The organism is Aureimonas endophytica (genome assembly GCF_014642635.1).
Classification (GTDB): Bacteria; Pseudomonadota; Alphaproteobacteria; order Rhizobiales; family Rhizobiaceae; genus Plantimonas; species Plantimonas endophytica.
This window is the reverse complement of sequence record NZ_BMIQ01000006.1, coordinates 162,713-184,650: the sequence shown is the minus strand read 5'-3', so window position 1 is coordinate 184,650 and position 21,938 is coordinate 162,713. Positions and strand designations below refer to the sequence as shown.

Annotated in this window: 22 protein-coding genes; 13 read left to right on the top strand and 9 right to left on the bottom strand. The window is 68.2% G+C overall.

Annotation, left to right across the window (positions count from 1 at the left end; translation table 11 throughout):
* Positions 1-22 precede the first annotated feature (22 nt).
* A complete protein-coding gene (locus IEY14_RS18445) occupies positions 23-763 on the top strand; it encodes a hypothetical protein (protein WP_188911126.1) in 741 nt (246 codons plus the stop codon).
* A 7-nt stretch (positions 764-770) separates the two neighbouring features.
* Here the strand turns inward: IEY14_RS18445 and tldD are convergent, their stop codons facing one another.
* Positions 771-2,186 (bottom strand): metalloprotease TldD, encoded by a 1,416-nt coding sequence (gene tldD / locus IEY14_RS18440; RefSeq protein ID WP_188911124.1) that lies wholly within the window; start codon positions 2,184-2,186, stop codon positions 771-773.
* An 88-nt stretch (positions 2,187-2,274) separates the two neighbouring features.
* Entirely contained in the window at positions 2,275-2,877 is a 603-nt protein-coding gene (locus IEY14_RS18435; RefSeq protein WP_188911122.1) for an invasion associated locus B family protein, read from the bottom strand.
* Positions 2,878-3,188: 311 nt separating this feature from the next.
* On the opposite strand from IEY14_RS18435, the gene coxB reads away from it, so the two are divergent.
* The 11 genes from coxB to rnhA all read left to right on the top strand — a co-directional run bounded on the left by coxB (position 3,189) and on the right by rnhA (position 12,335).
* Positions 3,189-4,154, top strand: a complete 966-nt coding sequence (coxB, locus tag IEY14_RS18430) for a cytochrome c oxidase subunit II (protein ID WP_188911120.1) — start codon at positions 3,189-3,191, stop codon at positions 4,152-4,154.
* 20 nt (positions 4,155-4,174) lie between these two features.
* A complete protein-coding gene (gene ctaD, locus IEY14_RS18425; RefSeq protein ID WP_188911118.1) occupies positions 4,175-5,776 on the top strand; it encodes a cytochrome c oxidase subunit I in 1,602 nt (533 codons plus the stop codon).
* 118 nt (positions 5,777-5,894) lie between these two features.
* Positions 5,895-6,827: a heme o synthase gene (locus IEY14_RS18420; protein ID WP_188911116.1), complete on the top strand. Its 933-nt coding sequence runs from the start codon at positions 5,895-5,897 to the stop codon at positions 6,825-6,827.
* Positions 6,828-6,829: 2 nt separating this feature from the next.
* Positions 6,830-6,964, top strand: coding sequence for a cytochrome c oxidase system small membrane protein (locus IEY14_RS26185; RefSeq protein ID WP_280515054.1), 135 nt, complete (start codon positions 6,830-6,832; stop codon positions 6,962-6,964).
* Between the two features lie 2 nt (positions 6,965-6,966).
* Entirely contained in the window at positions 6,967-7,572 is a 606-nt protein-coding gene (locus tag IEY14_RS18415) for a cytochrome c oxidase assembly protein (RefSeq protein ID WP_188911114.1), read from the top strand.
* A gap of 91 nt (positions 7,573-7,663) precedes the next feature.
* The gene (locus IEY14_RS18410; RefSeq protein ID WP_188911112.1) at positions 7,664-8,551 is read left to right on the top strand and encodes a cytochrome c oxidase subunit 3; all 888 of its coding nucleotides are present in this window, start codon (positions 7,664-7,666) and stop codon (positions 8,549-8,551) included.
* Positions 8,552-8,661: 110 nt separating this feature from the next.
* Positions 8,662-9,042, top strand: a complete 381-nt coding sequence (locus IEY14_RS18405) for a DUF983 domain-containing protein (RefSeq protein ID WP_188911110.1) — start codon at positions 8,662-8,664, stop codon at positions 9,040-9,042.
* 42 nt (positions 9,043-9,084) lie between these two features.
* The gene (locus IEY14_RS18400; protein ID WP_188911108.1) at positions 9,085-9,852 is read left to right on the top strand and encodes an SURF1 family protein; all 768 of its coding nucleotides are present in this window, start codon (positions 9,085-9,087) and stop codon (positions 9,850-9,852) included.
* Between the two features lie 52 nt (positions 9,853-9,904).
* A complete protein-coding gene (ispH, locus tag IEY14_RS18395) occupies positions 9,905-10,909 on the top strand; it encodes a 4-hydroxy-3-methylbut-2-enyl diphosphate reductase (protein ID WP_188911106.1) in 1,005 nt (334 codons plus the stop codon).
* Positions 10,909-11,883, top strand: coding sequence for a homoserine kinase (locus IEY14_RS18390; RefSeq protein ID WP_188911104.1), 975 nt, complete (start codon positions 10,909-10,911; stop codon positions 11,881-11,883). The genes ispH and IEY14_RS18390 overlap by 1 nt, the downstream gene beginning before the upstream one ends.
* Positions 11,880-12,335 (top strand): ribonuclease HI, encoded by a 456-nt coding sequence (gene rnhA / locus IEY14_RS18385; RefSeq protein ID WP_188911103.1) that lies wholly within the window; start codon positions 11,880-11,882, stop codon positions 12,333-12,335. The genes IEY14_RS18390 and rnhA overlap by 4 nt, the downstream gene beginning before the upstream one ends.
* A gap of 4 nt (positions 12,336-12,339) precedes the next feature.
* Here rnhA and IEY14_RS18380 read toward each other — a convergent pair whose 3' ends face one another.
* The 3 genes from IEY14_RS18380 to IEY14_RS18370 all read right to left on the bottom strand — a co-directional run bounded on the left by IEY14_RS18380 (position 12,340) and on the right by IEY14_RS18370 (position 14,666).
* The gene (locus IEY14_RS18380; protein ID WP_188911101.1) at positions 12,340-13,236 is read right to left on the bottom strand and encodes a DUF6030 family protein; all 897 of its coding nucleotides are present in this window, start codon (positions 13,234-13,236) and stop codon (positions 12,340-12,342) included.
* 88 nt (positions 13,237-13,324) lie between these two features.
* The gene (locus IEY14_RS18375) at positions 13,325-13,810 is read right to left on the bottom strand and encodes a peroxiredoxin (protein WP_188911099.1); all 486 of its coding nucleotides are present in this window, start codon (positions 13,808-13,810) and stop codon (positions 13,325-13,327) included.
* Positions 13,811-13,871: 61 nt separating this feature from the next.
* The gene (locus IEY14_RS18370) at positions 13,872-14,666 is read right to left on the bottom strand and encodes a protein-disulfide reductase DsbD domain-containing protein (RefSeq protein ID WP_188911097.1); all 795 of its coding nucleotides are present in this window, start codon (positions 14,664-14,666) and stop codon (positions 13,872-13,874) included.
* A gap of 270 nt (positions 14,667-14,936) precedes the next feature.
* On the opposite strand from IEY14_RS18370, the gene IEY14_RS18365 reads away from it, so the two are divergent.
* Positions 14,937-15,554 carry a YqgE/AlgH family protein gene (locus IEY14_RS18365; protein ID WP_188911428.1) on the top strand — a complete coding sequence of 206 codons (618 nt, stop codon included), beginning with the start codon at positions 14,937-14,939 and terminating at the stop codon, positions 15,552-15,554.
* A 27-nt stretch (positions 15,555-15,581) separates the two neighbouring features.
* Here IEY14_RS18365 and IEY14_RS18360 read toward each other — a convergent pair whose 3' ends face one another.
* The 4 genes from IEY14_RS18360 to thrC form a co-directional block, all read right to left on the bottom strand.
* Complete coding sequence (locus IEY14_RS18360) at positions 15,582-18,458, bottom strand: EAL domain-containing protein (protein ID WP_188911095.1); 2,877 nt, start codon at positions 18,456-18,458, stop codon at positions 15,582-15,584.
* On the bottom strand, positions 18,458-19,120 hold the full coding sequence (locus IEY14_RS18355) for a GNAT family N-acetyltransferase (protein ID WP_188911093.1): 663 nt from the start codon (positions 19,118-19,120) through the stop codon (positions 18,458-18,460). Before IEY14_RS18355 ends, IEY14_RS18360 begins: the two co-directional genes overlap by 1 nt.
* 76 nt (positions 19,121-19,196) lie before the next feature.
* A complete protein-coding gene (locus IEY14_RS18350) occupies positions 19,197-20,513 on the bottom strand; it encodes a M16 family metallopeptidase (protein WP_188911091.1) in 1,317 nt (438 codons plus the stop codon).
* Positions 20,510-21,919 carry a threonine synthase gene (thrC, locus tag IEY14_RS18345; RefSeq protein ID WP_188911089.1) on the bottom strand — a complete coding sequence of 470 codons (1,410 nt, stop codon included), beginning with the start codon at positions 21,917-21,919 and terminating at the stop codon, positions 20,510-20,512. Before thrC ends, IEY14_RS18350 begins: the two co-directional genes overlap by 4 nt.
* Positions 21,920-21,938 lie beyond the last annotated feature (19 nt).

Sequence of the window (21,938 nt, the reverse complement as noted above, 5' to 3'; positions counted from 1 at the left end):
TTGATTTTGACATCAAACGCCGATGGGCGGTTTTCCTGTGACGATTGCAGCGTTTGCGATCGTCTTGTTCATGATGCCGGGAATTGCTTTCGTTGCCGGCTTATTCGCTAGCCCGACCGTCAATCGCGACTCGTCGAATCTTTCCGCGCCTCTCACCTTCGCGATCGCTTTCGCAACAGCATGTCTGCTGAATCTGCTGGCCGGCTCGCTGTTCTGGGTCGGAGCTTGTTATGAGCCGCCAATCCCGAGCGGCTTCTGCGGCCCTTACAAACAGGAATTCGTCTCGGGTCTGACATTGGGCCAAGGGTTGGTGGCGATCCTAATCAGCCTGTGCCTGTCCGCACTGTCCCTGCTCCTGGGTCGGTCGGCCACCAGACTTATCGAGGCGGGATCGATCGAGACCTCGCTCCTGCATGGCTGGGCCTACGAATATGTCAGGGACGACAGGCCGAAGGTCGCTTTCGTTCTGACGTCCATCGGCAAGGATGGCGAACGTATCGGTTATGAGGGAGCGCTCCAATCGTTGCGTCTGGCCAGCGACGGCAGCATCAAGACCGTCCGCCTGAAGGAAGTGAGTCGATTCCGTGTCAATCTCCTCGCGGAGGGAGACGGGCAGCGCATTCGGATCGATGATCCGACGGATGCGACCTGGGAGGCCACGGATCTGATCATCGAAGGCGGCAGGATCGAAAATCTCGCTCTTCGCTTCCTGCCGTCTCTATCGTTCCTAGCGGACCCGCCAAACCAGACCGATCCCTTTTAGACTGGGCTCACGTCTCCGTGCCGCCGACCGTCACCTGATCCATGCGCAGATGCGGCTGGCCGACGCCGACGGGGACGCTCTGGCCAGCCTTGCCGCACATGCCGACGCCCGTGTCGAGCGCCATGTCATTGCCGATCATCGAGACGCGGTGCATCGCTTCCGGGCCGTTGCCGATGAGCATCGCGCCCTTCAGCGGCTCGCGCACCTGGCCGTCGCGGATGCGATAGGCTTCCGTGCAGCCGAAGACGAACTTGCCGGAGGTGATGTCCACCTGGCCGCCGCCGAAGGAGACGGCATAGATGCCGTCCTTCACCGAGGCGATGATCTCCTCGGGCGTGTGGTCGCCGCCGAGCATCATCGTGTTGGTCATGCGCGGCATCGGCGCATGGGCATAGGACTGGCGGCGGCCGTTGCCGGTGTCGGCGACGCCCATCAGCCGGGCATTCTGCCGGTCCTGCATGTAGCCGACGAGCCGGCCGTCCTCGATCAGCACCGTGCGGCCGGTCGGCGTGCCCTCGTCGTCGATCGTCAGCGAACCGCGCCGGCCGGCGATCGTGCCGTCGTCGACCACCGTCACGCCCTTCGCCGCGACTTGTTCGCCCATCAGGCCGGCGAAGGCGGAGGTCTTCTTGCGGTTGAAGTCGCCCTCCAGCCCGTGGCCCACGGCCTCGTGCAGCATCACGCCCGGCCAGCCGGCGCCGAGCACGATGTCGAAGCTGCCGGCCGGAGCCGGCACCGCCTCGAGATTGACCTTGGCCTGGCGCAGCGCCTCGTCGGCGACATGCCGCCAGTTCGCCTCCGTCAGGAATTCGCCGAAGCCGGCGCGCCCGCCCATGCCGAAGGAGCCGGTCTCCTGCCGCTCGCCCCGGCCGGCGACGACGGAGACGTTGATGCGCACCAGGGGGCGCACGTCGCGCACCAGAAGCCCGCCGGCGCGGAGAATCTCCACCGTCTGCCAGGAGGAGGCGAGCGAGACCGAGACCTGCCGCACCTCGGGATCCTTGGTGCGCAGATAGGCGTCGATCGCCTGGAGCAGGCGCACCTTGTCCTCGAAGGCGGGGGAGGGGATGGGATTCTCCTCGCCGTAGAGCTTGGCATTGGTGCCGCGCGGCGGCTCGCTGTAGCGGCCGCTATGGCCGGCCTTCACGGCGCCGACAGCATCCACCGCGCGCTTCAGCGCCCCTTCCGACATCTCGCCGGCATGGGCATAGCCGATCGCCTCGCCCGCGACGGCCCGAAGGCCGAAGCCCTGGTCGATGTTGAAGCTGCCGGATTTCAGCCGGCCATTGTCGAAGACGAGGCTTTCCGCCTCGCGATATTCGACGAAGAGCTCCCCGTCGTCGGCGCCGTCGAGCGCCTCGGCGAGGATGGAATCGATCCGGGCGCGCGACAGGTCGAAGCGCTCGATCAGCGATGCTGGCATGATGGTCTCCCGGATGGCGGCGGTCGGTCGGTCGCCTCCAGATAGGACCGGATCGTGCCGCCTGCCAATCCGGCGCGCCGGGGCGGCGTTACGGCAGGGCCTTGAAGCCGTCGCCGAAGCCGTTGAGATCGACGGGGATGCCGATGCCCTGTTCGGGCGTCTGGAAGACGATGAAGGTGGCGCTCTTGCCCTCCGACAGCGTCTTCAGGAGCTCGTCGGCGAGGATCACCTCGGCATAGCAGCCGTCCGAGAAGCAGCGCACGAACTGGGCGCGGCCGATATCCTTGCCGTCGACATAGAGGCCGAGGCCGTTCGGCAGAAGGATGCCGAGCGGGGCGAGGATGCGCAGGATGCGCGCCTTCTGGTCGGCCGTCTTCAGCGCCACGACGGACAGGCCGATCTCCGGCCGGTCCTCGGCGACGACGTTCTGGAGCAGGGCGCACTGGTCGCTGGCGGCTCCCGCCGGCCGGTCGCAGACGAGGTTCCAGGCGCCGTGCTGCGATTTCACCGTGCCGCTGGTGCCGGCGGCGCCGGGCGGCGCGGCGGCGGGGGCGGGGGCGGGGGCGGGCGTCGCCGGCGCCTGGGCCGGAGCGGGCGAGGGGGCGGGTTGCGCCGTCGCGGGCGCGGCGGCCGTCGCCAGCATCGCGCCGACCATCGCCGCCGTCAGTACCCGGTTGAAGCCAAACGCCATCGTGTCAATCCGAATCAGCTCTTCCGACGATCTTGTCGCGAGGATGGAAAACAAATCCTTAACGGCGGCCTTATGGCACGCCGAGGGCGCGCCTCGCCACTCCCGGCCCCAAACCGACGGCGTGAAGATGTCGCAAGCCGGGCTCAGTTTGGAATTGTTGCAGATCGGGCGCATTCGTGGTTTGAACCGGGCGGGCGCGCCGGGTAAAAGCGGCATGGGAGACCGTCCGGGAGTGCGGGGCGCTGGTCGCGCCCCTCGGAAAGCTTCGATCCGCTCGAGACGGCCGGCGCCGGGGGACAGGAGAAGGCTTCGTGAAGAGACTGAGCATCGCAGCGTCGAGCCTGTTCGCCGCCGTGACGGTTGCCGCCGCTCAAGAGCTGCATCCGGGCCAGCCGCATGCCTGGAGCGTCCAGCTGCAGGAGGCGTTGTCGCCGACCGAGGCCGAGATCCACTGGTTCTCGAACTACACGCTCTGGTTCATCGTCCCGATCGTCATCCTCGTCGCCGGGCTGCTCGCCTGGTGCGTCTGGCGCTTCAACGAGCGCAGCAACCCCGTGCCCTCGCGCACCAGCCACAACACCACGATCGAGGTGATCTGGACGCTGGCGCCGGTCCTGGTGCTCGTCTGTCTGGCGATTCCCTCCTTCCAGCTCCTGACCAAGCAGTACAATCCGCCGCGCGAGCCGGAACTGACGATCAAGGCGACGGGCTACCAATGGTATTGGGGCTACGAATACCAGCCCGGCCAGACCGATCCGGCCGCGACGAGCGGCGCGCCGACCGTCGGTCCGGGCGCCGGCACCAAGGAGGCGACGACCACGTCCGCCGCCGTCCAGCCGGTCTCCTTCGAATCCTACATGCTCCAGGACGGCGACCGCGCGAAGGCCGGCAAGGAGGACAAGGCGGTCTATCCGCGCCTCCTCACCGTCGACAACGAGCTCGTCGTGCCGGTCGACACGGTGATCCGCATCCTCTCGACCTCGGGCGACGTCATCCATTCCTTCGCCATCCCCTCGATGGGCGTGAAGATCGATGCCGTCCCGGGGCGCAACAACGAATATTTCTTCGAGCCGCAGAAGGAAGGTCTCTTCTACGGCCAGTGCTCGGAACTCTGCGGCCGCGACCACGCCTTCATGCCGATCGCGGTGCGGGTGGTCTCCCAAGAACAGTTCCGCGCCTGGCTGACCGCGGCCGCGAGCGATCTCGCCGGCGCCAACCGGCAACTCACCGCCTCGATCAAGGCCGCGACGGACAACGTCGCCGTCGCCGGTCGCTGACAGGATCATAGGGGTACGCGATGGCCACCGGAGCCGCCGTTCACGACGATCACGCCCACCGGCCGCAAGGCTGGACGCGCTGGGTCTATTCCACCAACCACAAGGATATCGGGACGCTCTACCTGATGTTCGCCATCATGGCGGGCATCGTCGGCGGCGCCCTGTCCGTCGCGATGCGCATGGAGCTCCAGGAGCCGGGGCTCCAGATCTTCGGCGACCCGGCGATGTACAACGTCTTCACCACCGGCCACGGCCTTATCATGATCTTCTTCATGGTCATGCCGGCTCTGATCGGCGGCTTCGCCAACTGGATGGTGCCGATCATGATCGGCGCGCCGGACATGGCCTTCCCGCGCCTCAACAACATCTCCTTCTGGCTGCTCGTCCCGGCCTTCCTGCTTCTCGTCCTCTCGATGTTCGTCGAGGGCGCGCCGGGCTCGCACGGCGCCGGCACCGGCTGGACCATGTATCCGCCGCTCTCCACCTCCGGCCATCCCGGCCCGGCGGTGGATCTGGCGATCTTCGCGCTGCATATCGCCGGCGCCTCGTCGATCCTCGGCGCGATCAACTTCATCACCACCATCCTCAACATGCGCGCGCCGGGCATGACGCTGCACAAGATGCCGCTCTTCGCCTGGTCGGTGCTGGTGACGGCCTTCCTTCTCCTCCTGTCGCTGCCCGTCCTCGCCGGCGCCATCACCATGATGCTGACGGACCGCAATTTCGGCACGACCTTCTTCACCGCCTCCGGCGGCGGCGATCCGATCCTCTACCAGCATCTCTTCTGGTTCTTCGGCCATCCTGAGGTCTACATCCTGATCCTGCCGGCCTTCGGCATCGTCAGCCATGTGATCTCGACCTTCTCGCGGAAGCCGGTCTTCGGCTATCTCGGCATGGCCTATGCGATGGTCGCCATCGGCGTCGTCGGCTTCGTCGTCTGGGCCCATCACATGTATACGACGGGCCTGTCGCTCAACACGCAGCGCTACTTCGTCTTCGCCACGATGGTGATCGCGGTGCCGACCGGCATCAAGATCTTCTCCTGGATCGCGACCATGTGGGGCGGCTCGATCTCGTTCCGCGTGCCGATGCTCTGGGCGATCGGCTTCATCTTCCTCTTCACCGTCGGCGGCGTCACGGGCGTCAAGCTCGCCAATGCCGGCATGGATCGCGTGCTGCACGACACCTATTACGTCGTGGCGCATTTCCACTACGTGCTCTCGCTCGGCGCCGTCTTCGCGATCTTCGCGGGCTGGTACTACTGGTTCCCGAAGATCACCGGCTACATGTATAACGAGCGCATCGGCCAGATCCATTTCTGGATGACCTTCGTCGGCGTCAACATCATCTTCTTCCCGCAGCACTTCCTGGGCGCCCAGGGCATGCCGCGCCGCTATGTCGACTATCCGGACGCCTTCGCCGGCTGGAATTTCGTTTCCTCGATGGGCTCCTATATTTCCGGCATCGCGGTCTTCGTGTTCCTGTACGGGATCTACGAGGCGATGCAGAAGAAGCGCGTCGCCGGCAACAATCCGTGGGGCGAGGGCGCGACGACGCTCGAATGGCAGCTGTCCTCGCCGCCTCCCTTCCACCAGTGGGAGCAGCTGCCGCGCATCCGCTGACGGCGCCGGCAGAACGACCATCCTTCCGGTCCCGCCTCGCGCGGGACCGTTCCATTCGGAGCCTCCGGGCGCCGATCGAGACGCGATCGAGGTTCGCTTGACCCTTCTGAACGCCGACATGGCCACATTCGGAACCGATGCGGAGCGGGGCATCAGCCTCGCCGAGCCGCGCGACTTCTTCGCGCTCCTGAAGCCGCGCGTGATGTCGCTGGTCGTGCTGACCGCGATCACCGGCCTCCTTTCGGCGCCGGGCGCCATCCATCCGACGCTCGGCGCCATCGCCATCCTGTCGATCGCCCTCGGCGCCGGCGCGGCGGGCGCGCTCAACATGTGGTACGACGCCGATATCGACGCGGTGATGACCCGCACCGCCCGCCGCCCGATCCCGACCGGCCGCGTGACGCCGGACGCGGCGCTCGCCTTCGGCATGGCCATGTCAGGTCTCGCGGTGATGCTGCTTGGCCTCGCGGTGAACTGGTTCGCCGCCGGTCTTCTCGCCTTCACCATCTTCTTCTATGCCGTGATCTATACGATGTGGCTGAAGCGCTGGACGCCGCAGAACATCGTGATCGGCGGCGCGGCCGGCGCCTTTCCGCCGATGATCGGCTGGGCCGCCGTGACGGGCACCGTCTCGATCGAGAGCGTGACGCTCTTTCTCCTGATCTTTCTCTGGACGCCGCCGCATTTCTGGGCGCTCGCTTTGTTCAAGATGCGCGACTACGGTTCGGCCGGCGTGCCGATGCTGCCGAATGTCGCCGGCGAGGCGGCGACGCGGTTCCAGATCCTGCTTTATTCGCTGATTCTCGTGCCGGTCGGCCTCGCGCCGACATTCCTCGGCTTCGCCGGACCGATCTATGGCGCGGTGGCGCTGGTCCTCGGCGCCAATTTCCTGCGCCTCGCCTTCGCGACCTATCGCATGAAGGATGGCGATAAGGAGATGCGGCCGGCGAAGAAGCTCTTCGGCTTCTCGATCCTCTACCTCTTCGCCCTGTTCCTGACGCTGCTGGTCGGCGCGGTGGCGACGCGGCTCGGCTGGCCGGGCCTCGTCTGACCATGATCGAGGATCGCGTCACCCTCACGCCGGCCGAAAAGGCGGCACGCCGCCGGCGCTCGGTCGCCATCGGGCTGTTTCTCGCCGCGCTCGTCGTGATCTTCTACGTCGTCACGATCGCGAAGATGGGAGGCTGACCATGCTCGACGCCGGGAGGGATCGCCGCGCGGCGCGCGGCCGGGTGATCGCGCTGTCCTGTCTCGCCTTCGCCTGCGGCATGGTCGGCGCCGCCTATGCCTCGGTGCCGCTCTACCGCATCTTCTGCGAGGCGACGGGCTATGGCGGCACCACGCAGCGCGCCGAAGGCGCGCCGACGGCGGCGAGCGAGCATTCGATCAATGTCCGCTTCGATTCGAATGTCGCGCCGGGCCTCGCCTGGACCTTCCAGCCGACCGAGCGGCAGATCCGCGTCCGGCTCGGCGAGGTGCGCCAGACCGCCTATCTCGTCAAGAACACCTCGGACCACGCGATCACCGCGCGGGCCGAATACAATGTGACGCCGGAATTCTCCGGCGCCTTCTTCAACAAGATCGCCTGCTTCTGCTTCGACGACCAGACGCTGCAGCCGGGCGAGGAACGGTCGATGCCGGTGATCTTCTTCGTCTCGCCCGATGCGGCGACGAGCGAGGACATGCGCGACCTGCCGACCATCACCCTGTCCTACACCTTCTTCCCGACCGCCAGGCAGCCGGACCGGCCGGTGGCGGAGGGAATGACGGCGGGGCCGGCGGCGAAGACATTCTGACGGTCGCGAGCGGGCCGGCTCGCTGGAGCTTGGCGCCCATCTCGGCTAGAAGCGAATAGGGAACAGGTCGGCGGACCGCGGGGGACTGGAAATGGCCGATACGACGCATGCGCACGGCAAGCAGCACGACTACCACATCATCGATCCGAGCCCCTGGCCGTTTCTTGCGAGCCTTGGCGCCTTCATCATGATGCTGGGGGCCGTCGCCTGGATGCGCTTCCATCTCGGCCAGCCCTTCCATCTTTTCGGCGCCAATCTGGCGACGCCCTGGATCTTCGTCCTCGGCCTCGCGATCGTCCTCTACACCATGTATGCGTGGTGGTCGGACACGATCCGCGAAGGGCAGGAGGGCGCCCATACGCCGGTCGTGTCGATGCATTTGCGCTACGGCATGATCATGTTCATCGCCTCGGAGGTGATGTTCTTCGTCGCCTGGTTCTGGGCCTTCTTCGACGCCAGCCTCTTTCCGGGCGAACTGATCCAGACCGCGCGCGTCCAGGCGCTCGGCGGTGTCTGGCCGCCGAAGGGCATCGAGGTGCTCGATCCCCTGCATCTGCCGCTCTTCAACACCGTGACGCTGCTTCTCTCCGGCACCACCGTCACCTGGGCGCATCACGCCATGCTGGAGGACGACCGCAAGAGCCTGATCACCGGTCTCGCGCTCACCGTCGGGCTCGGCCTGATCTTCTCCTACGTGCAGTTCTACGAATATGCCCACGCGCCCTTCGCCTTCGCCGGCTCGATCTACGGCTCGACCTTCTTCATGGCGACGGGCTTCCACGGCTTCCATGTCATCATCGGCACCATCTTCCTCGCCGTCTGCCTGATCCGCGCCATTCGCGGCGGCTTCACCCCGCACAAGCATTTCGGCTTCGAGGCCGCCGCCTGGTACTGGCACTTCGTCGACGTCGTCTGGCTGTTCCTCTTCTTCTGCATCTATGTCTGGGGCGGCTGGGGCGCGCCGGTCCATGCCGGCTGATCGCCGGTCCAGCCACGAACGGTAATGTCGAAGGCGGCGCTATCCAGCGCCGCCTTTCGCGTTTAGAGGGTGTGGCATCCATTACGCGCCTTCGCTTCGAGGAGCCCGGCATGAGCGACCGCCAGACCTCCTTTCCCGGCATTGATCCCGGCAAGGCGGCGGCGCGCGGGCGCTGCCCGCGCTGCGGCGAGGGCAGGCTGTTCCACGGCTTCCTCAAGCTGCGCCCGGCCTGCGACAATTGCGGCCTCGATTACGGCTTCGCCGATTCCGGCGACGGACCGGCCGCCTTCGTCATCCTCTTCGTCAGCGTCATCGTGGTCGGGCTGGCACTCTGGCTGGAAGTCACGGTGAGCCCGCCCTTCTGGGTGCATCTCATCCTCTGGCTGCCCTTGACGGTGCTACTCGCCCTGCCGGCGATGCGGATCATGAAGGGCGCGCTGATCGGCCTCCAATATCGCAACCGCGCCTCGGAAGGCCGGCTGGAGCGCTGAGTCCGGCTGTCCGGGCCGGCGATTTGCGATAAGACGTTGCGCATGCTCGACCAGCCCCTCCCGCCGCCCGCCCCGTCGCTCCGCCGGACGCTCACCGGCTTCGCCCTCGGCGTCCTCGGCGTGATCCTGCTCGTCGTCCTCGGCACCTGGCAGGTGGAGCGCCTGCACTGGAAGGAAGGCGTGCTGCGCCAGATCGACGAGCGCATCCATGCCGCGCCCCGGCCGCCGGCCGAGATCGAGCGCCTGGCGCGCGAGACGGGCGATGTCGACTATTGGCCCGTCAGCGTCACCGGAAGCTTCCGCAACGAGGCGGAGCGCTATTTCCTGTCCACCTATCAGGGCGAGCCGGGCTGGAACGTCTATGTGCCGATGGATCTCGGCGGCAACCGCTTCGTCTACGTCAATCGCGGCTTCGTGCCCTACGAGCTGAAGGACCCGGCAAGGCGCCGGGAGGGGCAGGTGACGGGCGAGACGACGGTCACGGGCCTCGCCCGCAACGTCGCGGCGGAGAAGCCCTCCTTCCTGGTGCCGGCGAACGATCTCAAGAAGAACCAATTCTTCTGGAAGAGCCTGCCGGAAATGGCGGAGGGCGCTGGCCTGCCGGCGGATGCGACGATCCTGCCCTTCATCGTCGATGCGGGCGAGGGGCGGGCGCCGGGCGGATGGCCGGTGGGCGGCACGACCGTGATCGACATCCCGAACAACCATCTGCAATATGCCATCACCTGGTACGGGCTGGCGCTGGTTCTCGCCGCGATGCTCGGCTATCAGGTCCTGCGCGCGTGGCGCCCGGGGGCGGCCAAGGGTTGACAGGCCCGGCCGCGATCCCTTCATTCGCCCCGACCCCGAACGGACGGCCGCCTTGCTCCAGACGCTCCCCAAACCGCCGCTGACCCTTCGCCTCTGCGAGCCGCGCGGCTTCTGCGCCGGCGTCGACCGAGCGATCCAGATCGTCGTCCTGGCGCTGAAGAAATACGGCGCGCCGGTCTATGTGCGTCACGAGATCGTACACAACCGTTATGTCGTGGAAGGCCTGCGCAATCTCGGCGCCGTCTTCGTCAAGGAGCTCGACCAGATCCCCGACGACGGCAAGCCGGTGGTCTTCTCGGCCCATGGCGTGCCCAAATCCGTGCCGGCCGAGGCGCAGCGCCGCGAGCTCCTTTATCTCGACGCCACCTGTCCGCTGGTCTCCAAGGTCCACAAGCAGGCGATGCTGCATGTGAAGCGCGGCCGCCATGTGCTCTTGATCGGCCATGCCGGCCATCCGGAAGTGGTCGGCACGATGGGCCAGCTCGCCGAGGGCACGGTGACGCTGATCGAATCGGAAGCGGATGTCGCCGCCTACGAGCCGGCCGATCGCGAGGCGCTCGGCTTCGTCACGCAGACGACCCTGTCGGTGGACGACACGGCCGGCATCGTCGCGGCGCTCCAGGCGAAGTTCCCGGCGCTCGCCGCGCCGTCCTCCGATTCCATCTGCTACGCGACGACGAACCGGCAGGAGGCGGTGCGCGTCGCCTCGCCGGAGGCCGATCTCTTCCTCATCGTCGGCGCGCCGAACTCCTCCAATTCCATGCGGCTCGTCGAGGTGGCGAAGCGCGCCGGGGCGAAGGAGGCCGTCCTGGTGCAGCGCGGCGCCGAGATCCCCTTCGATCGCCTGAAGGGCGGCGACGTCCTCGCCATGTCGGCGGGCGCCTCGGCGCCGGAGATCATCGTCGACGAGATCGTCGACGCGCTGCGCGAACGCTTCGACCTGCGCATCGAGCTGGTGCGCACCGCGGAGGAGACGGAGAACTTCCCCGTCGTGCGCGCCCTGCGCGAGACGCCGCTCGAACCCGCCGACATGGCCTTCGTCAACGGCGCGCGCTGATGGCCGTCTATACAGACGTCACCGAGCCGCAGCTCTCGGCCTTCCTCGCCGATTACGATCTCGGCGAGCTTCTCAGCTACAAGGGCATCGCCGAAGGGGTCGAGAATTCGAACTTCCTTCTGCGCACCACCGCCGGCACCTTCATCCTGACGCTTTACGAGAAGCGCGTCGCGAAAGGCGACCTGCCGTTCTTCGTCGGGCTGATGAGGCATCTGGCGGCGCGCGGCCTGTCCTGCCCGCAGCCCGTCGAATCGCGGAAGGGAGAGACGCTGGGCGAGCTTGCCGGGCGGCCGGGGGCGATCTTCACCTTTCTGGAAGGCATGTGGACGCGCCGGCCGGGCGTCGCGGAATGCCGGGCCGTCGGCGGGGCGCTCGCCGGCCTTCACGCGGCGGCGGCGGATTTTGCCGGCAGGCGGCCGAACGCTCTGTCCGTCGCGGCCTGGGGGCCGCTCGCGGCGCAATGCGGCGAGGCCTCCGACCGGGTCGAGCCGGGTCTCTTCGCCGAGATCCGCCGAGATCTCGCCGAGATCGAGGCGCTCTGGCCGCAGGACCTGCCGAGCGGCATCATCCATGCCGATCTCTTTCCCGACAACGTCTTCTTCCTCCAGGGCGAATTGTCGGGCCTCATCGACTTCTACTTCGCCTGCGACGACATTCTCGCCTATGACCTCGCCATCTGCCTCTGCGCCTGGTGCTTCGAGGGCGACGGCGCCTTCAACGTCACCAAGGGCCGGGCGATGATCGAGGGCTATCGCGCCCGCCGCGCGCTGTCGCCGGCCGAGATCGCGGCCTTGCCGATCCTGGCGCGGGGCGCCGCCATGCGCTTTCTCCTCACCCGCCTCTACGACTGGCTGACCGTGCCGGACGACTCCTTCGTCACCAAGAAGGATCCGAAGGAATATCTGCGCAAGCTGCGCTTCCATCGCAGCGTCGCGAGCGCGGCCGATTACGGACTCGATACCGAACGAGCATGACCAACGAACGCGTCGAGATCTTCACGGACGGAGCCTGTTCCGGCAATCCGGGGCCGGGCGGCTGGGGTGCCATCCTGCGCTATGGCGAGGTGGAGAAGGAACTGTCCGGCGGTGAGCCGCTCACCACCAACAACCGCATGGAGCTTCTCGCCGCCATCTCGGCTTTGGAGGCGCTGAAGCGGCCGGTGGCGATCGACCTCCATTCCGATTCGCAATATCTGCGCGACGGCATCACCAAGTGGATCCACGGCTGGAAGCGCAACGGCTGGAAGACGGCCGACAAGAAGCCGGTGAAGAATGCCGAGCTCTGGCAGGCGCTGGACGCGGCGCGGACGCGGCACGAGGTGACGTTCCATTGGGTAAAGGGCCATGCCGGCCATCCCGAGAACGAGCGCGCCGACGAACTGGCGCGTCTCGCCATGGCGCCCTTCAAGCGCAAGCCCGGCGCCTGACCGCTCAGCGGCCGACGCTCTTCACCTTGCGGGGATCGACGAGACCGGCCAGCACTCTCGTCTCCCGATAGCAGTCGATGGCGCAGGCGGTGCGCGGCCGCGTCAGAAGCGGCTGGACGGCGAGGCTCAGCACCCGGCTGTCCGGCCGGCCATGCTCGGCGACGAGCTTCAGGCGGCCGCCGATCCCGGCCATCTCCACCGGCGCCCAGCCGCCGAGCACGCCGCCGGCCTCCGCCGGTAGGATAAGTCCGCTCGCCGCCGCGAAGCCGGACTGGACGGCATCGGCGAGGCTCGCCAGTTGGGCCTTCTCCTCGGGCGTCCGGGGATTGAGCTTCACCATCAGGCTACCGAGCGTCGCCTTGTCGCGTCCACGGATGACGAGAAAGGCGAGACCGGCGTCCCGCCCCTCGACGACCAGCGGCGAGGCGCATTCCCATTCGCCGGGAAAGACCGGGCTTTCGGCCCAGCGCGCCTTGCCGAAGCCGAAGCCGGCGAGGTCGCGGCAGAAATCGCCGGGCTTCGGCTGCCGGATGGCGCGAAAGGCCTGGCCGCCGGGCAGCAGCGGATCGAGGGAGAGGAGGGGGCTCGCGGCGGGTCCGGTTGCGGCGGAACCCGGTGCCGCATCCTCGGGGGCGAGGCGCACCGGTTCCGGCCGGGGCGGGGGCGTCGGCGCGAAGCTCGGCGCCCGGACGGAGGCGGCGATCTCGCCTTCCGTGCGGTTGTAGATCGCGACCGCGACGAGGACGCAGACAACGAGCGCGATGGCCAGGGTCGCGCGCACCATGCCCATGACGGGCGCGAGGCCCGCCAGGCGCCCGCCCAGGGCGGCGCGGAGCCGCCGAAGGGGCGAGCCTTGCTTCGGTGCGCTGTCGGGAACGGAGTCGTCCGTCCAACTGATCATCGAAAGCCGTCGCCGCGCCCTGTTTCTCTTGCCGGCTAGCGAATAGCACGAAAAGCGTTGCGAAAGCGGTGACCGGCGCCGCGCCCGATCACAGAGCCGCGAGAATGGCCTCGGCCGAACTGCCGGTCGGCTGGCCGGGCGCCTCCTCGACATTGAGCAGCGTCAGGACGCCGTCCTCGACGATGGCGGCGAAGCGCTTCGAGCGCGTGCCGAGGCCGGCGACGGAAAGATCGACATCGAGGCCGAGCGCCTTGACGAAGTCGCCGTTGCCGTCGGCGAGATAGAGGATCTTGCCCTGGCCGCCGGTCGCCTTTTCCCAGGCGGCCATCACGTGATGGTCGTTCACCGCGAGAACCGCGATCTCGCCGACGCCCTTGGCCCGGATCGCCTCGTTCTGATCGAGGAAGCCCGGCAGGTGGTTCATGCTGCAGGTGGGGGTGAAGGCGCCCGGCACGCCGAACAGCACCACCTTGCGGCCCGAGAAGATCTCGTCCGTCGAGATGTTGCGCGGCCCGTCCGGGCTCGGCGTCTTGAGCGTGGCGCTCGGAATGCGGTCGCCGATCGATATCGTCATGGAAAGCCCCTGTCGTCGCGCCATCCGCGCTGCGGCAAGATAGGCGCCCCGCGCCCCGGAGTCAGCCGGGCGGCAGGGCAAGAACCGTTTCGGCGCGCCAATTTTCGCGGGGGGCGGCAAGGATCGCCTCGACCGGCACGGGCGTTCCGGCATGGCGCGGCTTGGTGAGAACCGGCAGAATGAAGCGCGCCCCTCCGTCCGATCGGGACGCCTCGCGCGGCGGACCGAAGGACCAGCCCTTCGCGGCCGCGAAGAGATCGGCGCCTGTGGCCAGATCCGCCGGCGCGACCGCGACTTCGAGCGCCGAGCCGTCCGGCAGGAGGCGCAGCGCCGCGATGCCCCGCTCGGGCGAACTCGGCCGGGGAAGGGCGGCAAAGGCGGCGTCGATGCGGGCCGGGCCCGCGGCATCCGGCGGCTCGGCCTTAAGCTCGGCAGCGACGGGCACGCAGATGTCGCGGCAAAGGCCGAGCGTCACCTTGAGGGCCGGTGCCTCGCCGCCGGACGGTGCCGCGATGTCGAGCGCGACGGCGAAGGGGGCTAAATAGCCGATCGACTGCAACCCGCCTTCGTCGAAGCGACGGGGCGCCGGAAAGCGCGCCGCGACCGTGCCGGCGGCATCGCCCCCGCCGGGTTCGAGCTTCGGCGGAATGCCGGCATCGCCGGGATCCAGCCAATAGGTCTTCCAGCCGGGCTGGAGATCGACGAGAAGCACCGCCCGCCGGTGGCCGTCCGCCGCCGGCGGAGCCGCGACGAGGCGCAGCGACAGGCCTTCCGTGGCGAAGACGGCACCGGCGACGGCCGGCGCGGTGGCGAGGGCGAGCGCGGCGAAGGCGAGGGCGGGGAGCGAGCGAAGCATCGCCTGCGATTTGCCGGACCGGAGCGCGTCTTGTCCAGCCGCGCGGCCGCGTTTCGTGGTCACGCAAGCACGGTCCGCCGCTCAAAAAGTTGAGACTTGCCGCCGGGCGCACTTGATCGCTTGCGGTCCGCGCCCTCCAATGATGCAATGCGAATTCGCATCCCGAGGGTTTCTGGACGCGCGGTGGACAAGATGGCCAAGACGGACGAGGACGGCGACAGGCGCGGGCGGTTTTTCTCCTCCCACGACGCCGAGGATGGCGAGTCGGTGATGGATGGCGCGCGTTCGGCGCTCGCTTCCGACGCGGCCGACGAGTCCGGCTCGCTCGAAGGCCATTTCCTCATCGCGATGCCGGGCATGGCGGACGAGCGCTTCGCCCGCTCGGTCGTCTATCTCTGCGCCCATTCGGCGAACGGGGCGATGGGCTTCATCGTCAACAAGGCCCAGCCGATCTCCTTCGCCAATCTCCTGGCGCAGCTCGACATCGTGAAGGAGGAGGATGCGATCCGCCTGCCCCGCAACGCCCGCGACGTGTCCGTCTGCATGGGCGGCCCGGTCGAGCGCGGCCGCGGCTTCGTGCTGCATAGCGGCGACTACATTTCCGAATCGACGGTGGCGATCGCCGGCGGCGTGTCGCTGACCCCGACGCTCGACATCCTGAAGGCGATCTCGCAGGGCGCCGGGCCGGATTCGGCGCTGATGGCGCTCGGCTATGCCGGCTGGAGCGCCGGGCAGCTGGAACAGGAGATCGCCGCCAATGGCTGGCTCACCTGCAAGGCGCCGAACTGGCTGCTCTTCGACCGCAATCTCGACGAGAAATATACCCGGGCGCTCGGCCTGCTCGGCATCGATCCGGCCTTCCTCACCAGCGAGGCCGGGCACGCCTGACGTCGCCTCGGCGCCGGCCGCCGGGGCTCAGCTCACCCGGCGGCGCGGGCCGGAACGTTCGGTAAGGCGCCGCCGCACGTCCTCGTGGCTGAGCGGCGGCGAGAACAGATAGCTCTGTCCGTATTCGCAGCCGAGCGCCAGGAGCTTGGCGGCATCCTCCGGCGTCTCGACGCCTTCCGCGATCACCGCGAGATCCAGTTCGCGCGCCATGGTGACGATCGACTGGACGATGATCGGCCGCTGCGGCCGGTTCTCGCCGCGCAGGAAGGTCTGGTCGATCTTCAGCGTGTCGAAGGGGAAGCGCGTCAGATAGGCGAGTGAGGAATAGCCGGTGCCGAAATCGTCGAGCGACAGGCCGATATCCATCTCGCGCAGCCGCGCGAGAAGATGGGCCGAGCGTTCGGGATTGTCCATCACCATGGATTCGGTGATCTCGAGCTTCAGCGAGCGCGGCGGCAGCGAATAGCGGTCGAGCACGGTGCGCACGTCGTTGACGAGATCCTGGCGGATGAGCTGGCGGCTCGACACGTTGACCGAGACCGTCAGGCGCTCGCTATTGGTCAGCTTGTGCCAGTCCGACAGGCGCATGGCCGCCTCTTCGAGGGCGAACTGGCCGAGCTCGACGATCAGCCCCGAGCTTTCCGCCACCGGCACGAATTCGGCCGGCGAGATCAGGCCGCGCTTCGGATGGTTCCAGCGCAGGAGCGCCTCGAAGCCGGCGATCTTGTTGTCGGCGAGGCGCACGATCGGCTGGAAGGCGAGAAACAGCTCGTTGCGGCCGAAGGCGCGGCGCAGATCCGATTCGAGCTCCAGCCGGCCTGAGCCACTGGCGCGCAGCGCCGGACGGAAGGGCTCGATGCGGTCGCCGCCGAGCCGCTTCGCCTGATACATGGCGAGCTCGGCTTCCTTCAGCGCCTCGTCCGGCGTCGTCACCTCGGCCCAGCCGGTGATGCCGATCGAGCCGGTGAGGACGATCTCCTTCTCGCCGAAGGCGATCGGCGCCTTGATCGCCTCGCGCAGCTTGTCGGCGAAGGCGACGATCGCCTCGACCTGGTTTTCGGAGACGAGGATCAGGCCGAACTGGTCGCCGGACAGGCGCGCCAGCGTGTCCTGCGGCTTCAGGATGCGGCGCAGGCGCCGTCCGATGGTGAGGAGGATGGTGTCGCCGGTCGCGATGCCGAGATCGTCGTTCACCTGCCGGAAGCGGTCGAGATCGATCACCATCAGACTGGGGCGCACGTCCTGGCGCGCGGCGGCGAGCGCCCCGATCGCGTCCAGGCGATCGATGAACAATTCGCGATTGGGCAGGCCGGTGAGCTGGTCGTGCAGCGCGTCGTGCAGCAGCCGCTCCTCGGCCTTCTTCTCGTCGGTGACGTCCTTGATCGTGCCGACGCAGCGCACCACTTCGCCATCCGAGCCGAGCACCGGCCGGGCGCGCAGCTGCACCCAGTGGTAATGGCCCTCGCGGCCCTTCACGCGGAAGTCCTGCGCGATGCGGCCGCGCCGATGTTCGAGGATCGTGTCGAGCGTCAGCTTGAAGCGGTCGCGATCGTCGGGGTGGAGCACCGGCAGCCAGTCGCGCGCCGGCCCCGTCAGCTCGCCGAAGGGCAGGATTTCCATGCCGTCGCTCTGGCCGCCGGCGAAGACGCGGTCGCGCGTCACGTCCCAGTCGAAGATCGCGTCGCCGGTGCCGGCGAGCGCCAGCGCGCGGCGTTCGAGATCGGAAATGGCGCCGCCGGAAAAGCCCGAGCCCGCGAAGGCGTGCTGCATCACGGTGAAGCCGATGAGGAGCACGATGAGCACGAGGCCGCCGCCGAGCGCCGGCTGGATCACGTCGTTGCTCAGCCGGCCCGTCACCGTCATCCAGCCGGCGAAGGTCCAGACGAGGATCAGGAGCCAGGTCGGGATCAGCATGATCGCCCGGTCGAAGCCGATCGCGGCGAGATAGAGGATGAGGCAGAGGCCGACGATGCCGGTCGCCGCGAGCGAGATGCGCGCGACGCCCGCCGCCACCGGCGGATCGAAGCCCGCCGCGACGCCGAGCGCGCCGAGCCCCGCCAGCCAGAGCAGCGTGAAGGCCGAGAAGAGCCCGTGCCAGCGGTTGAGATGCAGATAGGCGGACAGGAAGACGACGAGGCTGAAGGCGAGGGCGACCTCGGTGCCGGCGCGCCAGACCCGCTCCTCGCCCGGCATGATCGGCACGAGCTTCTGCCAGAAGTCGAAGTCGATGCAGATATAGGCGAGCACCGCCCAGGCGAGCGCCGCCGTCGCCGGGAACATCGCCGAGCCCTTCACCACGAAGAGGATGGTGAGGAACACCGCGAGCAGGCCGGCGATGCCGAGCACGATGCCGCGATAGAGCGTGTAGGCGTTGATCGTGTCCTTGTAGGCGTTCGGCTCCCAGAGCCGGATTTCCGGCAGGTCGTGCGAGGCCATCTCGGCGACGAAGGTGACGGTGGAGCCAGGATTGAGGGTGACGAGGAAGACGTCGGCCTCCGAACTCGGCTGGCGCTCCAGCGCGAAGCCCTCGGACGGGGTGATCGAGGCGATGCGCTGGCTACCGAGATCGGGCCAGATGACGCCGGAGCCGGCGAGGCGGAAGTTCGGCGCGACGACCAGCCGGTCGATCTGCACGTCGGTATTGTTGGCGATGGCGAAGACGGCCCAGTCGCCGGAGGAATTCGGCGAGTTCGCCTCGATCTCGATGCGGCGCACGATGCCGTCGGCGCCGGGCGCGGTCGAGACCTGGAAACTGGCGCCGCGCCCGCGATAGATCTCCACCGCCGGTTTCAGGTCGATCGCCACGTCGTCGCGCGCGATGCCGACCGCTTCCAGCGCGAAGGCGGGAAGGGCCGAGACCGTCCAGAGGAGGACGAGGAGGACGAGCCGGGCGAGACGGCTCATCACGGGCCGACCGGATCGAAGGAGCGCAGCACGATCGGCGGATTGGGCTCGCGCGCCGAAGCGGCTTCCCCGTCCAGGCCGCGCGTCCAGTCGTCCGCCAGGAGGGCGTAGAGGTAGTGGTCTTCCCAGACGCCGGCGATCTTCAGATATTGCTTCAGGTAACCCTCCCGGCGAAAGCCGGCTCTTTCCAGAAGGCGAATCGATCGCGCATTCGTCGGCAGGCAGGCCGCCTCGATCCGGTGCAGCCCCTCGATGTCGAAGACGAAGGGTTTCAGGAGCTCGACGGCCGCGTGCATCAGCCCTTGCCCGGCATGGGCCTCGCCCATCCAATAGCCGAGCGTGCAGGATTGCGCGACCCCCCGCCGGACCTGGCCGACAGTGACGCCGCCGAGCACGGCCTCGTCCGCCCGCGACAGCAGGAAGAAGGTGAAGGCGCTGCGATCCTGGGCTTCCTGGTGGTAGCGGGTGATGCGCTGGCGATAGGCCCGCCGCGTCAGCTCGTCCGGCGACCAGAGCGGTTCCCAGGGCTTCAGGAAGCCGCGGCTCGCCTCGCGGACGACGCGCCAGCTGTCGTAGTCGCGCATCTGCGGCAGGCGCAGCACCAGCCGCTCGCCATGCAGCACCGGCCCGACGGGAGACAGGAAGACGTCGAACAGGCCCATCGCCCCGCCACTCAGCGCAGCGGAACGGCGGCCGGCGAGCCGGCGGCAGGGCGTGTCCGATCCATCCGCAGGCGCCTCAGTGATGCGCCGCGCGGCGGATCGACGCGGCGCCGGGGCCGGCGGACGGATCGCCGAGACCCGCGCCGATCTCCTCGACGCTCGGCAGCCGGCTGACCGGGCCGATCGCGGCGAGCGTCGGCGCCTTGCCGCGGAAGGTGGCGGCGGCGAGCTGGGCCAGCCGGTCGGCATCGATCGCCGCGAGGCGGTCGAGCAGCTCGGCATTGGTGATGATCGCGCCGTTGAACATCAGCTGCCGGGCGATCTGGCCGGCGCGCGAGGCCGGGCTTTCCTGGCTCATCATCAGGCTGGAGCGCATCTGCGCCCGCGCCCGCGCGACTTCCTGCGCCGTGATGCCCTCGCCGGCCCGCGCCAGCTCGGCCGCGATCACCGGCGCGAGTTCGGCGAGCTCCTCCTCGCCGGTCGCGGCATGGACGCCGAAGATGCCGCTGTCGGAGAAGCTCCAATGGAAGGAATAGATCGCGTAGCAGAGGCCCCGCTTCTCACGGATCTCCTGGAAGAGGCGCGAGGACATGCCGCCGCCGAGGATCAGCGACAGGATCTGCGAGGAATAGAAGTCGCGGGCGTAGTAGGGCCGGCCCTCGAAGCCGAGCACCATCTGCGCGTCCATGAGATCGCGCGTCTCGCGGAACTCGCCGCCGGTATAGGTGGCGGCCGGGCGTCGCGGCTCGCCCTCAACGGCCGGAACCGCCGTGCCGAAGGCGGCCTCGATCTGCTTCACCACGGCGTCGTGATCGACGGCGCCCGCCGCCGAGACGACGATCCGCTCGGGCGTGTAATGGCGCGCGAGATAGGCGCGCAGCCGGTCCGGCGTGAAGGACTTCACCGTCTGGCGCGTGCCGAGGATCGGCCGGCCGATGATCTGGTCGCGGAAGGCGGTTTCCTGGAAATGGTCGAAGACGATGTCGTCGGGCGTGTCCTCGGCGGCGCCGATCTCCTGGAGGATGACCTGCTGCTCGCGCTCCAGCTCCGCCTCGTCGAACTTGGAATCGACCAGGATGTCGGTGAGGATGTCGAGCGCCAGCGGCACGTCCTCCTTGAGGACGCGGGCATAGTAGGAGGTCGTCTCGACGCTGGTCGCGGCGTTCAGCTCGCCGCCGACATCCTCGATCTCCTCGGCGATCTGGCGGGCGTTGCGGCGCGACGTGCCCTTGAAGGCCATGTGTTCCAGAAGATGGGCGATGCCGTGCTCGCCCTCCGCCTCGTCCCGCGCCCCGGCCTTGACCCAGATGCCGAGCGCGGCGCTTTCCAGCTCCGGCATCACCTCGGTGGCGATGGTGAGGCCGTTCGACAGCTTGGAAATCTCGACGCTCATGCGGCTCGGCCTTTCGCGATCGCCCGGCTTCGGGCGACGATATAGCGCTGAAGCGTTGCGAGATCGTTCGGCAGCTCGTCGAAATTCTCGGCGCGCTCCATCAGGCCGGCATGGCTCGGCGGCAGGCTGGGCGAGGTGCCGCAGGCGGCGGCCACCGCCGCCGGGAACTTCGCGGGATGCGCGGTGCCGAGCGTGACCATCGGCTCCGCCCCCGTCCGGCCCGACGCGACATGGACGCCGACCGCCGTGTGCGGATCGAGGAGATAGCCGGTCCTGGCAAGGACCTCGCGGATCGTCGTCGCCGTTTCGGTCTCGTCGGTGCGGCCGGCCTCGAACTCGGCCCGGATCGCGGCCAGCGTCGCCTCGGGAAGGGTGAAGGCGCCGCTCTGGGAGAGATTCGCCATCAGGCGGCGGATATCCGCCGCGTCCCGGCCGCCCGCCTCGAAGAGCAGGCGCTCGAAATTGGAGGAGACCTCGATATCCATGGACGGGGAGGCCGTGGCGGTGACGCCCGCCGTCTCGTAGCGGCCGGAGGCCATGGCGCGGGCGAGGATGTCGTTGCTGTTCGTCGCGATGACGAGCCGCTCGATCGGCAGGCCCATGCGCTTGGCGGCATAGCCGGCGAAGATATCGCCGAAATTGCCGGTCGGCACGGTGAAGGACACGGCGCGGTCCGGCGCGCCGAGGCTGAGCGCGGCGGTGAAGTAATAGGTGATCTGGGCCATGATCCGCGCCCAGTTGATCGAGTTGACGCCGGACAGCGCCGTCTCGGCCCGGAAGCGCTGATCGTTGAACATCGCCTTCACCATCGCCTGGCAATCGTCGAAATTGCCGTCGATGGCGACCGCGTGGACATTGGCCGCGCCATGCGTCGTCATCTGCTTCTGCTGGACGGGCGAGACGCGGCCCTTCGGGAAGAGGATGAACATGTCGGTGCGCTCGGAGCCGGCGAAGGCGGCGATCGCCGCGCCGCCCGTGTCGCCGGACGTGGCGCCGACGATCGTCGCGCGCTGGCCGCGCTCCTTCAGCACATGGTCCATGAGGCGCGCGAGCATCTGCATCGCGACGTCCTTGAAGGCGAGCGTCGGCCCGTGGAAGAGTTCGAGGACGAAGTCCTTCGGCCCGATCTGCACGAGCGGCGCGACGGCCGGATGCGGGAAGGTGGCATAGGCGTCGGCGACCATCCGCTCGAGAACGGCCGGCGCGATCTCGTCGCCGACGAAGGGGCGGAACACGGCGAGCGCGGCTTCCGCATAGGGGCGGTCGCGGAGGGCGCGGATCTCGTCCGGCGAGAAGCGTGGCCATTCGGCCGGAACGTACAGGCCGCCATCCGAGGCGAGTCCCGCAAGCAGAACGTCGGCAAAACCGAGGACCGGCGCCTCGCCCCGCGAACTCACATATCTCACGTCGCTGTTCACTCCGCGT